The sequence below is a fragment of the Paenibacillus melissococcoides genome (genome assembly GCA_944800085.1).
GTDB lineage: Bacteria > Bacillota > Bacilli > Paenibacillales > Paenibacillaceae > Paenibacillus_B > Paenibacillus_B melissococcoides.
The window spans coordinates 702283-717777 of the sequence record CALYLO010000002.1 but is presented as its reverse complement, the minus strand read 5'-3'; the positions used below and the strand labels follow the sequence as shown (position 1 = coordinate 717777).

Sequence of the window (15495 nt, the reverse complement as noted above, 5' to 3'; positions counted from 1 at the left end):
GAGCAGCAGCCAGGTACATGTTCATACGCAGAGCAACAGCCGAATGTGGCCCCGGGTTCATTCCTATTGGCGTGCATGATGTTCAGCGGACGCTGTATTTATTTCTTTTATGAAGCGAAGGGATAGTGCCCGTAAGGGGTTCGAAAGGCATATCCCCGCATTCGAAATTCCCTTTCCACCGATTTCACCGCATGCCAGTGTTCTCCTCGACGGGTGTCATTTTCCGTTTTTCTTCCTATTATATGCATCGCTCTCCTACAACACGCCCAGAAGAAAAAGAAACCCGAAGTCTTCACCAAGACCGGGTTTCTCGACAAGCCGCCCGACACATGCTGTCCATATCCGGCAGGCCCTCTACCATTGCTTTTATTCAGCCTTCCAGCGGTCAAACACCTGACTGCGGGAAGCAAGCTCTGAAGCTATATCAGGCTATACGTTCTCATAGTGCAGCTTCTGCTTCGTCTCGAAGCGCTCCAGAGCGAGCTGAATGAGACGATCGAGCAGAGCCGGATACGTGATGCCCATCTCCTGCCACAGGATCGGGTACATGCTGATCGGAGTGAAGCCAGGCATCGTATTGACTTCATTAATCAGGACAGCCATGTCGGAACGGCGGACGAAGAAGTCCACGCGCGACAGACCGGAGCCGTCAATGGCACGGTAGGACTGCAGCGCCATCTCGCGGATTCGCTCCAGCAATTCCTCGTCCAACGGCGCGGGGATGGTGATTTGCGATTTGCCGTCGATATATTTTGCCTTATAATCATAGAATTCGTTGGATGAGATAATCTCGCCCGGTATGGATGCTTGCGGCTCGTCATTGCCCAGAACGCTCACTTCGACTTCCCGCGCGTCAACGAACTCCTCTACGATAATCTTCCGATCGTATTGCAGCGCGAGTTCAATCGCCCGCTTCAATTCCGCTGTATTGCGCGCTTTGGAGATGCCGACCGAGGAACCAAGGTTCGCAGGCTTGACGAAGCAAGGATAGCCCAGTTCGGTCTGCACCCGATCCATAATCTCCGCTTGATTCTGATCCCATTCCCAGCGGAGAAACTGCTCATATTTGCACTGCGGCAAACCGGCGTGAGCAAAGACCTGCTTCATGACGGCTTTGTCCATTCCGACGGAAGAGGCGAGCACCCCCGCTCCGACATACGGGATGCCGGCCATCTCCAGCAGTCCCTGGATGGTGCCGTCTTCGCCGTTCGTGCCGTGCAGCAGGGGGAATGCGACATCGATCTGGCGCCGGTTCACGCCGTCCTCCGATGTTCCTTCCGCGCTGTCCATGCCGGCGAACAGCATCTCCATCGCTGTTACGGTTCCCCCTCTGAACGATTCCAGCGTCAGCTCCTCCTGGTTCGTGAACGGCTGGTCCCGCCATGTGCCGACCCGCCACTCTCCCCTTTTCGTAATATAAAAAGGAAGGATCTCATACTTGCCGTAATCCATCGCTCCCATCACCGCATAAGCTGTAGACAACGATACTTCGTGTTCCCCTGATTTGCCGCCGTAGATGAGACCGACGCGCAATTTGCGTTCTTGTTCCATGTTCCCCTCCGGTCAGCGCCTGATGCGCCTGTTGTCTTCTCCCAGAATGCCCGTCACGCCTCGCACATCGGGCCACGCCGCAATAAGCGGGAACGGATTGTCTCCTTCCCAGCCTGGCAACCTAGAATGCATCGACAATATGGAAAAAGCGGTACTTCGTCGCTTCCGTCCATGCATACGAGTCCTGGTAATCCCAGTACCGGTGGCGGCTGCTTACCGTGTGAGCGTTCACCAGCGGCATGCCGTTCGCATCGAATGCGGTGACAATCGTCGTATGCTGATAATGACCGTTGCCGTCCCAATCATACGCAATGACGTCACCAAGCTGCAGATCACCGGGATGATCGACCAGCTCGGCCCGCAGACCGTGCGTGCTGTTCGTCAAATGCCGCTCCAAGCTGTTGGCTACCGCCCAGCTGTAGCTCCACGCTTCCTGGCCGTTAACCATGCCTTTGTACCACCAGCCCGAATCTCTTCTACCAGTATAGTTCATCGGTGCGCCGCCTGCAAAGAGACATTGCGAGATATAATTGGTGCAGTCGACCTCGAAGCTGAGGAAGCGCGGGTTCGGTTCATTCCACCATTCGTCCGCGTAAGCGACCGCTTTGTCGCGGCGGTACGGAATGGCCCGGAGGGAGCCGGGCGGCCCAAGCACATTCCGATTCAACAGCGGCAGCGAGCGGCTCGAACGCGATGCCCGCTCCTGCTCGGCCCCGGCGAATTGCTGTCCCCGCCGCTCCGGCACCGGAACCTCCACCTTGGCGACGACCCAACCGCTTCCTTCTTTAAGCAAAGTGAGCCGCTCTCTCTCAATTCTCTCATCCTTCAGAGGCAGTCCCTTCTGCTCATAGCCTCTCCGGATATGGAATTCGAGGTCTACCGTAACCTCCTGGTCGGCCTCGTAGGTGCGCAGGAGCTTCGCCTGCGTCTCGCTCTTGGTCGGGCTTGCCCCTCTGCTCTCATACCACGAAATCATCCTCCGTGCCCGCTCGCTCGCGAGGAGCGCATGCTCCATGTCGGTCACCGGCGCCTGGATAGCCCGGGGCCGATCGTCAATTTCAGAACGATTATGCTGATCCACGTACAAATAAAGGGTTGTCTTCCAATCATGACGCATCTCCTCTCTCCACCTCCTTCACTCACGTTTGCCGCTTCAGCCGCGGACGGAGCCTGTCGCTCTTTTCTCTCCGCCGGCCCGGTATTTTGCTATTCATTGTATGCAGAAATGCCGCTTCGCATGTCGAAGCGGCAGATTTAGGCACGTTTGTACGGGAAAAGCTCTTTACGGTGTCTCGCGAACACGATATACTAAAGATGTGAAGCAATTATGAAATCGGGTTTCATCAGATGAAACGAACAATGTAAAGCAAACGAAACATGACAGCGTGAAGCTCCATGACGGGCTTCGGATGAACAGAATCTAGAAGGAGGTAATTTTCAATGGCAAGAACAGATGCTTTCTCTACGGCCCGCGAGCTGACAGTCGGCGGCAAGTCGTACCGCTACTACAGCCTGGAAGCATTGGGCGCGCAAGGCTACGAAGGAATTGATCGCCTTCCGTTCTCGATCAAGGTCCTGCTCGAGGCTGCCGTTCGCCAATTCGATGGCCGCGCGATTACGAAGGATCACGTCAATCAAATTGCAAAATGGGCGGAAGGTCAAGATGAGAATAAAGAAATTCCGTTCATTCCGTCCCGCATCGTCCTTCAGGATTTCACCGGCGTTCCGGTGGTCGTCGACCTGGCGGCTATGCGCGATACGGTGAAAAAAGCGGGCGGCGATCCGAAGCGCATCAATCCGCTCGTTCCGGTCGATCTCGTGATTGACCACTCGGTAATGGTCGACGCTTTCGGTTCGGAGCAAGCTTTGGAATATAACATGAACGTGGAATTCGAGCGCAACGAAGAACGCTACCGCTTCCTGCGCTGGGCCCAGACCGCATTCGATAACTTCCGTGCGGTGCCGCCGGCTACCGGTATCGTTCACCAGGTGAACCTGGAATATCTGGCTTCCGTGGCCGCGACCAAGGAAGTCGACGGGGTGACCGAAGTCTTCCCTGACTCCCTCGTCGGTACCGATTCCCACACGACGATGATCAACGGTCTCGGCGTAGTCGGCTGGGGCGTTGGCGGGATCGAGGCCGAAGCGGGCATGCTCGGCCAGCCGCTCTATTTCATTACGCCGGAGGTTATCGGCTTCAAATTAACGGGAACGCTTGCAGAGGGCGCGACCGCGACCGACCTGGCGCTCACCGTGACGCAGATGCTGCGCAAAAAAGGCGTCGTCGGCAAATTCGTCGAGTTCTTCGGACCGGGTCTTGAGTCGATCAGCCTGGCGGACCGGGCGACCGTCGCCAACATGGCTCCGGAATACGGCGCGACGATCGGATTTTTCCCGGTAGACCATGAGACGCTGAACTACCTTCGCCTGACCGGCCGCACCGAGGAGCAAGTCGCTCTCGTGGAAGCCTACTACAAGGCGCAAGGCATGTTCCGCCATGCGGACACGCCGGACCCTGTATTCACCGACATCATTGAGCTCGACCTGGGTTCGGTCGTGCCGAGCCTGGCCGGACCGAAGCGTCCGCAAGACCGCGTGGAACTGTCGAATATGAAGCAATCCTTCCTCGATATCGTCCGCACGCCGGTCGACAAAGGCGGATACGGCTTGTCCGACAGCAAAATCGAGCAGAAAGTGCCAGTTGCTCATCCGAACGGCGAGACAAGCCAATTGTCGACAGGCGCTGTCGTCATCGCCGCGATTACGAGCTGCACGAACACCTCCAACCCAAGCGTGATGCTCGGTGCGGGCCTGGTGGCGAAGAAGGCTGTCGAGCGTGGACTGCACAAGCCGGCTTACGTGAAGAGCAGCTTGACGCCAGGTTCTCTGGTCGTTACGGAATATTTGAAGAAATCCGGTCTGATGGATTCGCTGGAGCAGCTCGGCTTCCATGTCGCCGGCTACGGCTGCGCAACGTGCATCGGGAACTCCGGTCCGCTGCCGGATGAAGTGAGCCAGGCGATTGCCGAGCATGACATGACGGTCGCGGCGGTCCTGTCCGGGAACCGGAACTTCGAAGGCCGCATTCACGCGCAAGTGAAAGCGAACTACCTGGCTTCGCCTCCGCTCGTCGTCGCCTACGCGCTCGCGGGCACGGTCAATATCGACCTGGATAACGAGCCAATCGGATACGACAAGAATAACCAGCCTGTATATTTGAAAGATATCTGGCCTTCCTCGGAAGAGATCAAGCAGGCGATGGCGCAAGCGATCAACGCTTCGATGTTCCGCGAAAAATACGAGCATGTCTTCACGCAGAACGAGCGCTGGAATGCGATTCCGGTTCCGGAAGGCGAGCTGTATGAATGGGATGCGAAGTCAACCTATATTCAGAACCCGCCATTCTTCGAGAATCTGGGCACCCAGCTCGGAGACATCGCCGATATCGAGAATGCCCGCGTCCTGGCGCTGCTTGGCGATTCCGTGACCACGGACCACATCTCGCCGGCCGGCAACATCAAGGTGGACAGCCCGGCAGGGGAATACCTGATCGCGCGCGGCGTTCAGCGCAAAGACTTCAACTCTTACGGTTCCCGCCGCGGCAACCACGAGGTGATGATGCGCGGTACGTTCGCGAACATCCGCATCCGCAACCAGGTGGCTCCGGGCACCGAGGGCGGCGTGACGAAGTATTTGCCGAACGACGAGATGATGTCCATTTACGATGCATCCATGAAATATCAAGGAGAGAACACGAACCTGGTCGTCATTGCCGGCAAGGAATACGGCACAGGCAGCTCCCGCGACTGGGCGGCGAAGGGAACGTACCTCCTCGGCGTGAAAGCAGTCATCGCCGAAAGCTTCGAGCGTATCCACCGCAGCAATCTGGTCGGCATGGGCGTGCTTCCGCTGCAATTCCAGGAAGGCCACGGCTGGAAGACGCTCGGCATCGACGGTACGGAAGTGTTCAGCATCAACGGCTTGTCGAACGACATTCAACCGGGACAGACGCTGCAAGTCACAGCGACCCGCCAAGACGGCACGACGTTCGACTTCCCGGTTACAGTCCGCTTGGACAGCATGGTCGACGTCGACTACTACCGCAACGGCGGCATTCTGCAAACCGTATTGCGGCAAATGATCGCCAGTGAAAAGGCGAACGCGTAAGCCGAATTGCTTGAGGGCGTAACGGTGAAAAAATAAAAACGGGGCTGTTCCCAAAAGGATAAGCTCCCCTCGTAGTTCTACTATAAGGGGAGAATCTCGACCGGGAGCAGCCCCTTTTTGCGTCTTCGGCCTCCAGGATTTGTCCCAATTATTTTCCTCCTGCCCCCGATGCGAACCGCTTCCCAATAACTAGGCTACCGCATAGGATGAACTATCTTGAGACCAAGGCATATCCAACGGAGGCGATTCTGTAATGACAGTCGTATTAACCGGCATTCACGCCGTCTATTTGCTGTTCGTCGCCCTCATCATTCTGTGCCTCGTCCTGCGGCGGGACACCACGGTCGTCTGCCTGATCGGCATCTTTGCGTTAGGATTGCTCGCCACCTCGTCGGCCAGCTCGGCGGTGAGCGGCATGTTCACAAGCTTCATTTATGCGCTTGAGCAATTGCTCGGGACGATACTCATCATCTCCATCATCGTCGCGATGAGCCGCGTAATGCTCGCGTCCGGCGTGAACGAGACCATAGTCTCCCCGTTCACGCGGCTGATGCGGGGGCCTGGCCCGGCTTATTGGACCGTCGGGCTCCTGATGTTCCTCATCAGCCTGTTCTTCTGGCCTTCCCCGGCCGTCGCTCTCATCGGCGCCGTCCTGCTGCCGGCTGCGGTCCGCGCCGGCCTTCCGCCGCTGGCGGTCGCCATGGCCATGAATCTGTTCGGCCACGGCATCGCGCTGTCCGGCGACTTCGTCATCCAGGGCGCGCCGAAGCTGACCGCCGACGCCGCGGGCCTGCCTGTGCAGCAGGTGCTTCAGGCCAGCGTGCCGCTCGTCCTCGTCATGGGCGCGGTCACGGTCGCCGTCTCCTACTGGATGATGCGCCGCGACATGCGGACCGGCCGGCTGACGATGGCGACCGGTCTGGCGAACAATGCCGCGGTTAGCGAGCCGCCGCGCCTGCCTCTGTCCGCCCGGACGAAGACGGCGGCGGCGCTGCTTATCCCGCTGCTGTTCGCCTTCGATGTCATTCTCCTGTTCCGCCTCGATCTGCAAGGCGGAGAGGCGACCGCCCTTATCGGCGGGACGGCCATCGCGATTCTCGTGCTCCTGGCCGGGCTTACTCATCGGAAGCAGGCGCTGGAGGCGACGACCGCCTATCTGATTGAAGGCTTGCAGTTCGGCTTCAAAGTGTTCGGCCCGGTTATTCCGATCGCCGCCTTCTTCTATCTCGGCGATGCGGCCTTTCTCGATCTGTTCCATCAGGGACTGCCGGAGGGGTCCCAAGGGATCGTCAATGATCTGGGCGTCGCGCTGGCCCATAGCGTGCCGCTCCATCCGGCCGCCGGAGCCGGGACGCTGGCGGTGGTCGGCGCCATTACGGGCCTGGACGGCTCCGGCTTCTCCGGCATTTCGCTCGCCGGATCGGTCGCCTCCCTGTTCGGAACCGCCAGCGGCGGCGGAACGGCGACCTTGACGGCGCTCGGGCAGATTGCGGGCATCTGGGTCGGCGGCGGCACGCTTATTCCGTGGGCGCTCATCCCCGCGGCCGCCATCTGCGGCGTGAGCCCGTTCGAGCTGGCCCGCCGCAATCTGACTCCCGTCGTCATCGGGCTGGCGGCAACCACGTTCGCCGCCATTCTTCTGTTGGCGCTGCACTGAGAGCGGGAGGAGGGCATGCCATGCCCGAGCGAGAAATGACTGGCGCCTGCGGTAAAATGAGAGTACGATAGTAGGAGCAATTATCCAAAATATAGCTAGGAGGCAGCATAGTGCTCCGAATCGGAATTATCGGACTCGACACATCCCACGTCACGGCCTTCACCGCGCTGCTCAATGACCGCACTCATCCCTATCATGTGCCGGGCGGGAAGGTCGTCGCCGCCTATCAAGGCGGGACGCCCGGGCTGGAGCTGAGCATGCCCCGTTTGAAAGCGTATACAGACGCGCTTGTCGGTCAATACGGCGTCACCCTCGTGCCGGATCTCCCGTCATTGGCGGAGCAATGCGATGTCCTGCTGCTGGAAGGCTGTTCTACTACGGCATCCACTGTGCGGAGATGCTGTATTCGGCTATGGGGCCCGGCTGCCGGGAAGTCCGGGGGGAAGCGATCCCCGGCGGGGAGTGCATTGCCGCCCGCTGGGAGGATGGGCGCGTCGCAACGAGCCGCGGCCGCCAGGGCGGGACGTTCGGCGCGCTCGTTCATGGCGAGCGCCAATCGCGCTATGCGGATGTGGCGGCCGATGCCAAGCCGTTCTACGCGAGCCTGCTGGAACGGGTCATGGCTTTCTTCCAGACCCGGGAGCCGGACGTCCCGCTTGCGGAGACGCTGGAGCTTATCGCCTTCCTGGAAGCGGCCAATGCGAGCCTCGCCGGGAATCGTACGGTAAGGCTGCGTTAAGCGAGGCAATAAGAAACGCCCCCTGACGCCGCGTTCCCTTCCCAGGGGAGCAACCAGGGGGCGGCGACTGCCGGATATTCCATTCGACAAGGCGAGCAGGCGGATCTGTGGCGGGCTGATCCTCTGGAGCCTCTCCGCTCGGCCCCGCTACCTTCTCTGAGGCTCGGTGGTCCTTTCCTCGATTATACGACAAGGATTGTTAAATTGTTCCTCCCGGCGACAATAATGATTCCAATTACCAGCTATCCTATCTTCAACAAAACAGGGCATAGCAGATATCACTCTGCCTGCCCTGTATTGTTGGTCCCGGATGATTAATCGGTCCAGTAAATTATAAATGGCTTGCGCGGCTTCCGCGCGAGTCGCGGCTGCTTCGGGGATGAACCGCCCGGTCGTCCGCCCCTTCATCAAGCCAAACCCGGCCGCGGCGTTCACATAATCGGCGGCCCAGCGCGAGATCCGGTCCGCGTCGCTGAACGCCCCCTTCGTGTTGGCGGGAAGCTTCTTGCCTGTCTTCGCTTCATAAGCTTTGACCAGCAAGACCGCCATCTCTTCCCGGGTAACCGCGCCCGCGGGATCGAAGCGGTTCGCGTTCTTGCCGCTGACGATTCCCGCCTCATGGGCCGCCGCGACCGGCGCGGCATACCAGGCATCCGCGTCGACGTCGGCAAATGCCTTGCCGCCCGTCCCGGCCAGGTGCAATGCTTGCGCCAGCAGCGCGGTGAATTCCGCCCGGGTAATGGCCCGCGCCGGCTCGAACTTCGTAGCGCTGGTGCCGCTAATGATCCGCTTCAGCGCCAGCTCTTGAATGACGCCGTAGGCCCAATGGCCGGAAGGCAGATCGGCGAACGGCTTCGTCATTTCCAGCACCGCATAGGTGCCGAACTGGCGGATCAGCGCAGCCATCTCGGCGCGAGCGTAGTCTCCCTCTGCCTGCGCCACCGCTCCGCTGCCGGCGATCGCAAATATCCCCGCGAAGTCCAGGCAGATGTCCGAGTCGGCGGTGAGCCGAAGCACAACGGGCTGTTCGAAGGAGGTCAGCTTCTCCGTCGTTCCGTTCGCGAGCGTGATCATCAGGCCAAGTTCGTACATATCGCCGGACAGCCTCACCTTCATGCCGGTTGCCCTTTCGGCCTTGGCGATCATCTCGTTCGCCGCCTTCTTCGCGAGCGGCGCCAGCTTCAAGGAGATGACGGCTCCCTGCTTCTCGCTGTCCGTCCATGGATTAATCAACTGCTTCATCAATTCGGAAGGGATCTCAAGCGTAATATGCTCCGAATTCACTTCCAGCTTATTCTGAAGCAGCAGCCCGTACGTATTGGACGGGAACTTCACTTCGCTCGTCCCGGCCGGCATCTCGAAGACGAGGCTGCCGCGTCCGTTCGCGGCCAGTTTTTCCGGTGTCGCCGTTACGGTTCCGGGCTTATCTTCGGCAGGCTTCGGTGTTGGCTTCGGACTTGGGGTGGAGCGGGAATCCGAGCTGGAGCTTGATCCGGAGCCTGATCCTGTCCCCGGGCCCGGATTCGGATTCGGGCCGGGCTCTTCCGGCTGCTTGCCGCCCTTCAGATCGGTAATCCGCCCTTCCACGCCGGCGTTGATGATGCCGACGCGCTCAAGATGCTCGATGAACACTTCATAATCAACAATGTTCAGTTCATAGAAGCGGCCGTCGTTCTTCGCCTGCTTCATCGAGCGGTAGAAATCTCCCCCGTCCGCCATGAACGAGTTCGTCGCCACGATGTAATAGCCCCGCGGATCGATATCGGCATAGGTGCCGTCGTCATTTTTCACCTGGACCTTGATGATCCGCTCGCCTTTCTGCGTCGCCTCGCCGGTCACGGCGTCGATCGTCTCGCCCTTCTTCGTGGAGTCGTAATAGAAGCGCATACCCGACACTTGCGGGAAGCGGCCCTGCCCCGTCTCCACGCCGCTGACGCCGTTCTCCAGGGCAGCGATAATTTCCTCGCCCGTCATCTTCACGGCGGACAGATTGTTGCCGAACGGCATGACCGTCAGCAGATCGCCCAGCGTAATATCGCCCGCCTGAATCGACGCCCGAATGCCGCCGCCGTTTTGTATCGTTACATAGCCTTTGACGTCTGTCTCGTTCAACAGGCGCTGCACCTTCGCGCGCATGCTGTCGGCGATCAGATTGCCCAGATTGGTCTCCTGCCTGCGCACGCTGCCGCGCTCGCCGTCCAGGAACACCTTCGTCTTGCCGATGACCTGCTTCTTGAATTCCTCCAGCGGCCCCGCGTACTCGGCCAGCTTCGCCGCGGCCTCCGCATCGTCGGCCAAGATATATTGGCCGGAGGCATCCTTCGCATCGATATCGGTCAGCTTGCCGTTCCAGTCCGTCAATGCGCCGTTGCGGTCGAAGGTGACATCCAGCTCGCCGAGGCAGCGCCCGTATTCCCCGGTCTGAACGATCAAGGTCCGTTGGCCGTCTGCCCGCTCGATGACGACCGGCTCCGTTAATTTCGTATGGGAATGGCCGCCTATAATGATGTCAATGCCTTCTACGCTCTCCGCAGCGCCCGGTCGACTTCATACCCGAGATGGGTGAGCGCAATAATTTTGTCGATTCCTTCTTCGCGCAGCATGGCCACCGTTGCCCGGGCGCTGTCCGCGTAATTGCGGAAGGCGATATGCTCGCCCGGAGAAGCCAGAAATGCCGTATCCTCCGTCGTCAACCCGAATACGCCGACCTTCTCGGCGTCCACATCAAGGATAATCGCCGGATAAATGCTCGCTTCCGCTCCCGGATGGCCGATCTCATGATGGAACAGGCCGCGGAGCTCCGGCTCCCGGTCGAAATCGATATTGGCGCTGAGGAACGGGAACCTCGCCTGCTTGATGAAGTTCGCCAGCTTCGCCGGCCCGGCATCGAATTCATGGTTGCCGAAGGTCATCACATCGTAGCCGATCAGGTTCATGAAGTCCAGATCCGCCAGGCCTTCATACTTATTGAAGTACAGCGTGCCGGAGAAGACGTCGCCCGCATCGAGCAGAAGGGAATGTTCCGCGCCCGCGCGCGCTTCCTTGATCGCCGTAATGCGGCGCGGCACACTGTCCAGATGCGCATGCGTATCATTCGTGTGAAGCAGCCTCAACTGGAACTCCTCGTCATCCGGCTCGCCGAACGGAAGCTGAACGAGCAGCGGATCGTGGTCGCTCACCCGTCCATGCGCTTCCATGAAATCGGCATTGATATGCACGATGTCCAGTTCCGCTCGCTTGGCCAGCTTTTTATCGGCCAAAATATGATCCAGCGTCTGCGAATTGCCTTCATAAATATAAGAGTAGCGCTCGGCTTCCGGCAGGCCGTCCACCAGATTGATTAGTTCATTCCCCGCTACAATCCGCAAGGTGCCGGAGAATTGGAAATCGTTCAAATCCCCGATCAGCACGACGTTCGTCTGCGGATTATGGGTCAGCGCTTCACTTACGAAGCCGTGCACGAGCGCCGCTTGCTTCACCCGCTGCACTTCGCTCGAGCGCTGCGGAGGCTGAATGCCTCCATACGGCGCATGGTCCCCGCCCTTCGAATTGAAGTGGTTGGCGATGACCAGCACGCGCTCGCCCCGGAACAGGAACTCTGCGGCCAGCGGCTTGCGCGAACTCTCGAACGCTTCGTTCGCCGGCTCAATCCGCCCCGGATTGAAGGACAATCCGTCCGGGCCGTAGCGAACGGCGGTCTTCGCGTCGCCCTTCGCATGCTGTTGGCTGTCAGCCAGCGCGACCCGTTCCGGATTGTACAGGAACCCGACGCGAATATTTCCTCCCGGCGCGCCCCCGTCCATTTTATCCTCCGGAGCGATATCCGTATATTGATAGACCGGCCCGCCCGCCGCTTGAATCGCCCCGATAATCGCTTCATAGTTGCGGCTTGCATCGACGGCGCCATTATCCGTTTCCCCGTTATTGTCCTGCACTTCCATCAACCCGATAATATCCGGTGATTTCAGATTCGTCACAATAATCTCCCCGATCTTCCGGGTTTTCTCTTTCCCCTTCGTACTCGGATCGTTCCAATAATTTTCGACATTGAAGGAAGCAATGGTCAATTTCTCGCTGTCCGCCACGATGCTCGTCACCGCAGGTTCCCCCTTGCCGTTCTCCACCTCCGGCAGCCGTTCCGGCAGCAGCTTATAATTGCTGAAGGAGTAGGCGATGACGCCGGTGAGCGGTTCTGTAAACCGATCGCCCGTCTTGACGACCGGATTCGGCTTCGGCGCAAGATAATCAAGGGATACCAGCACGCGCTGCGGATTGAGGCTGTCCTCGGTCAGGACGAGGCCGCCCGCCGGAGACGCGACGGGATGGCTGCCCTCCTGCCGCACGCTGACCGGAATCTCATATTTATAAGGGCCGATAATGTCCGGGTTCTCGATCATGACGCGCATCCCTTCCAGACTCTCGTACAGATCAAGCGCATTGCGCCCCGGATCGTAATAAGCATCCGTCAATTGATAACCGTCCGTAATGATCGATGGCGGAATCACCCGATCCTTGCCCAGCACAACGGGCGGAGGCAGATCCTGATCATGCGAAATAATATCCACGCTCGAAGCCGCGATTTCCGTCGTCGTCAGATCGACCGGATTGCTGGAATACGTCTTTTCCTTATATTCCTTGACGACGCCGGATACCTTCACTTTGTCCCCGACCTTCACCGGGCTGTCCTTGTGATAGACGAGAATGGCGTCCGAAGCGCGGCTATCCTTGCTGTACCGGTCCGGATTGCTTTCCTGGATATAGAAGTTACTCTTATCCCGCTTGAACGTCACGATGCCTTCCACGCCCGTCACGGCTTGATCCGCGTACGGAGAGCGATGGCCTTCGCCCTGAATATCGTGGATCAGGAGATGGCCGGTATCCTTCAGCACCTTGTACGTGAACGTACAGATCCCGCTGGCCGCTCCGTCCTTCACGACGATGGCCTTAATCGTCGCATCCTCCTGGATCGCAATCGGCGCTGCGTAGCGGGAGCTCGCCTGCGTCGGCTCCGTTCCATCCAGCGTATAGTATATGACGCCGCCGGAAGCCGGCGTGCTGAGCGCAATCTCGCTGCCCTTCGCGACATTCCCGGACGGCAGGCTTGCCGTTACGGACAGCTCGGTCTCCACCACATCCTCGTAGGCTCGCGGAATCAACTGGTACCCGTATGAGCTGTGGTAGGACAGGACGCCGGCAATCCTCTCGTAGGTGCGGCTGACCGCGAACGCTGCGGGAACGTTTTTGGCGTAAATGACAATGCCTGCGCCAAGCTTGTCAGCGGCATAGCAGGTAGATCCGCTGCTGCGGTCTATCGTTGCCGCGGTGACTTCCACCAACTGGCCTTCATACTGCTTCCCGGCATTCTGGGCAAAATCCGCCGAAGTGATTGGCTTCGACGCCGGCAGAGGCAAGCCCGGCTCCACGATCCGAAGGCTGCCTCCCGGCTCCTTGTTCAACTGCAGCAGACCGTTGTACAGCTCCAGCTTGCCCTGCACCTCGATCTTATCCCCTTGCTCGGCCGTGATATTCTGGCCGCGGACGACAATGCCCGCCGTATCGTCCTGAATATACAGATTGGAGAAGCCGCTGCCCGTATCTTCCCTGTAGGTGACGATGCCTTGCACCAAGGCGGAATCTCCCGCATTCATCCCTCTGGCTGCCCCAATGCTGGAGGCCGTTACAACCGAATAGGTGAATTCGGAAACATCGCTATCCTTCAGCCCATCCTGCTTGGCATAGGAATACTCTTCCAGCGTTCCGGTGACCCGAATCCGGGAGCCGATCAGGCCTGGATTCGATTGCAAACCGAACTCTTGTCTGAACGGAGACGCGATCTGGACGTTCAGCGTCCTGTCCTCTGCCGTCTCCTCTGCGCGGTCTGCGATGACCAGATTCGTATCGGAGTTGAATTTCGCGCTATCCCGCGTAAATGCGGTGCTGCTGATGGCAAACCCGACAACATGCCCTTCCACCGTGTAGGACTTGCCGTCATTGTTCTTCGCGATCGCATCGGCGACGGTGAGCACCGCCTCCGCGGCAGCAGCAGTTCCTGCGGTCCAGCCCGCAGGCGCGATCGAAGACAGCAGCAACACGGCCGCCACAATGACACGGATTGACTTGGTCCAGATCCGATATACCATTTTGTCGCTCCCTTCCCAATATGGGTTATTATTATAAATCGTAGCTTGTCTGTATAATCTTGGTGTTAGCGGACTGTAAAGAATATATGAATAAGCTCGGCTCGTTCATGCCGGAATGAACTTAAGCTCACCCCTTTATCATGCTTCCCGCAAAAAGAAACCTTGAAGGACATGGAGTCAATCAAGGTAAGTAACGCGATGCTATTCTTATTTTCTCTCGCTTATTGCCGCTCACCCCTTCGCTCCCTCTACAATCAGCATTTATCTCTTGTATACCCGCTTATTCAGAAGGTATTGGCTTATCTCGTCAACGTTGCTGCAGCCCCATCGAATATCCTCTTTTTGTGGAAAATACGAAGAAATGTGTTTCAAATAGTGGACACTTTTCTGCGGAAGAGATAGATGCTCCCCGCTCCTTCAAACTCTATATGTGGGGCTATGGGGCGAGTTCATGCACGATATATAGACTCATCTCTGTACATCAGCCAATCCCCCTTCGTGTCCACCTTTATATGGACAATTCCGCAATCTGTCTACCTAGAGAGAACAAAGCTTCATTCAATGCGCTTCCTGATCATCCAATCCTTCGGCTCATTCTCTGGAGATATACTGGGGAGGAATAAAGTCCGCCAGCCATATCGTATGATTGCCCGGATAAAACATAACCCCCTCGTTCCGGGCCATCCCGGCACCACCTTCAACAACACCGGGGCAGCGTCTCTTCGTTTCCCGACCAGCATGGCCGTCTCTTTGTCGGCGGATAAATGAACATATTGTCTCCCCATCGGCCGTAGTCCCTCCTTCAAGATTTGCGCCGCAAAGCGCCGCGCCGTTCCATGGTACACGACCGGGGGAGGAGTCTCCGCCTGCTTGACGATTTTGCGGGGCACGGAATGCCCGTATAACGCTCTAATTTTCCCGTCCGCTGCCTCAAACCGCCGCTTGTCCGCGGCCTCCATCATGCTGCAGATATCCTGCTCATTGAGAGATTCCCATCGTTGGTCGAGGCGAAGCGCCTGCAGCAGCTGCTCCAGGCTTACCCAGCCTTCCTCATCCAGCTCCAATTCATACTCCCAAGGCGCATGCCTCAGCGCATAAGATATTTCCTTGCTTAATTTGAACATATCTATATTCTGTCTGGTCATAAATAGCGCCTCCATAAATCTAATCTACTATTCCTATACGGCGCTGTCCCGGCAATCGATTCATCGGGAATGGACGCACGCACCTGGCTTGTATCC

Annotated in this window: 7 protein-coding genes and 1 pseudogene; 3 read left to right on the top strand and 5 right to left on the bottom strand. The window is 58.4% G+C overall.

Going from position 1 to position 15495, the window contains the following annotated elements; genetic code table 11:
• Nucleotides 1-429 precede the first annotated feature (429 nt).
• On the bottom strand, nt 430-1551 hold the full coding sequence (locus OCY70_RS11415; RefSeq protein WP_213429757.1) for a D-alanine--D-alanine ligase: 1122 nt from the start codon (nt 1549-1551) through the stop codon (nt 430-432).
• A gap of 121 nt (nt 1552-1672) precedes the next feature.
• Nucleotides 1673-2668 (bottom strand): amidase domain-containing protein, encoded by a 996-nt coding sequence (locus tag OCY70_RS11410; RefSeq protein WP_213429758.1) that lies wholly within the window; start codon nt 2666-2668, stop codon nt 1673-1675.
• Nucleotides 2669-2991: 323 nt separating this feature from the next.
• Between OCY70_RS11410 and acnA the strand changes: the two genes are divergently transcribed.
• The 3 genes from acnA to OCY70_RS35760 all read left to right on the top strand — a co-directional run bounded on the left by acnA (nt 2992) and on the right by OCY70_RS35760 (nt 8114).
• On the top strand, nt 2992-5718 hold the full coding sequence (gene acnA / locus OCY70_RS11405; protein WP_213429759.1) for an aconitate hydratase AcnA: 2727 nt from the start codon (nt 2992-2994) through the stop codon (nt 5716-5718).
• A 253-nt stretch (nt 5719-5971) separates the two neighbouring features.
• Entirely contained in the window at nt 5972-7375 is a 1404-nt protein-coding gene (locus tag OCY70_RS11400) for a hypothetical protein (protein WP_213429760.1), read from the top strand.
• A gap of 343 nt (nt 7376-7718) precedes the next feature.
• Nucleotides 7719-8114, top strand: a complete 396-nt coding sequence (locus OCY70_RS35760; protein WP_306433961.1) for a hypothetical protein — start codon at nt 7719-7721, stop codon at nt 8112-8114.
• A gap of 147 nt (nt 8115-8261) precedes the next feature.
• Here the strand turns inward: OCY70_RS35760 and OCY70_RS11390 are convergent, their stop codons facing one another.
• The 3 genes and pseudogenes from OCY70_RS11390 to OCY70_RS11380 form a co-directional block, all read right to left on the bottom strand.
• Nucleotides 8262-10547, bottom strand: a complete 2286-nt coding sequence (locus OCY70_RS11390) for an S-layer homology domain-containing protein (protein WP_249725421.1) — start codon at nt 10545-10547, stop codon at nt 8262-8264.
• An 86-nt stretch (nt 10548-10633) separates the two neighbouring features.
• The gene (locus tag OCY70_RS11385; RefSeq protein WP_261944861.1) at nt 10634-14254 is read right to left on the bottom strand and encodes a DUF6359 domain-containing protein; all 3621 of its coding nucleotides are present in this window, start codon (nt 14252-14254) and stop codon (nt 10634-10636) included.
• A 591-nt stretch (nt 14255-14845) separates the two neighbouring features.
• A pseudogene (locus OCY70_RS11380) lies at nt 14846-15399 on the bottom strand (RNA 2'-phosphotransferase).
• Between the last annotated feature and the right edge of the window lie 96 nt (nt 15400-15495).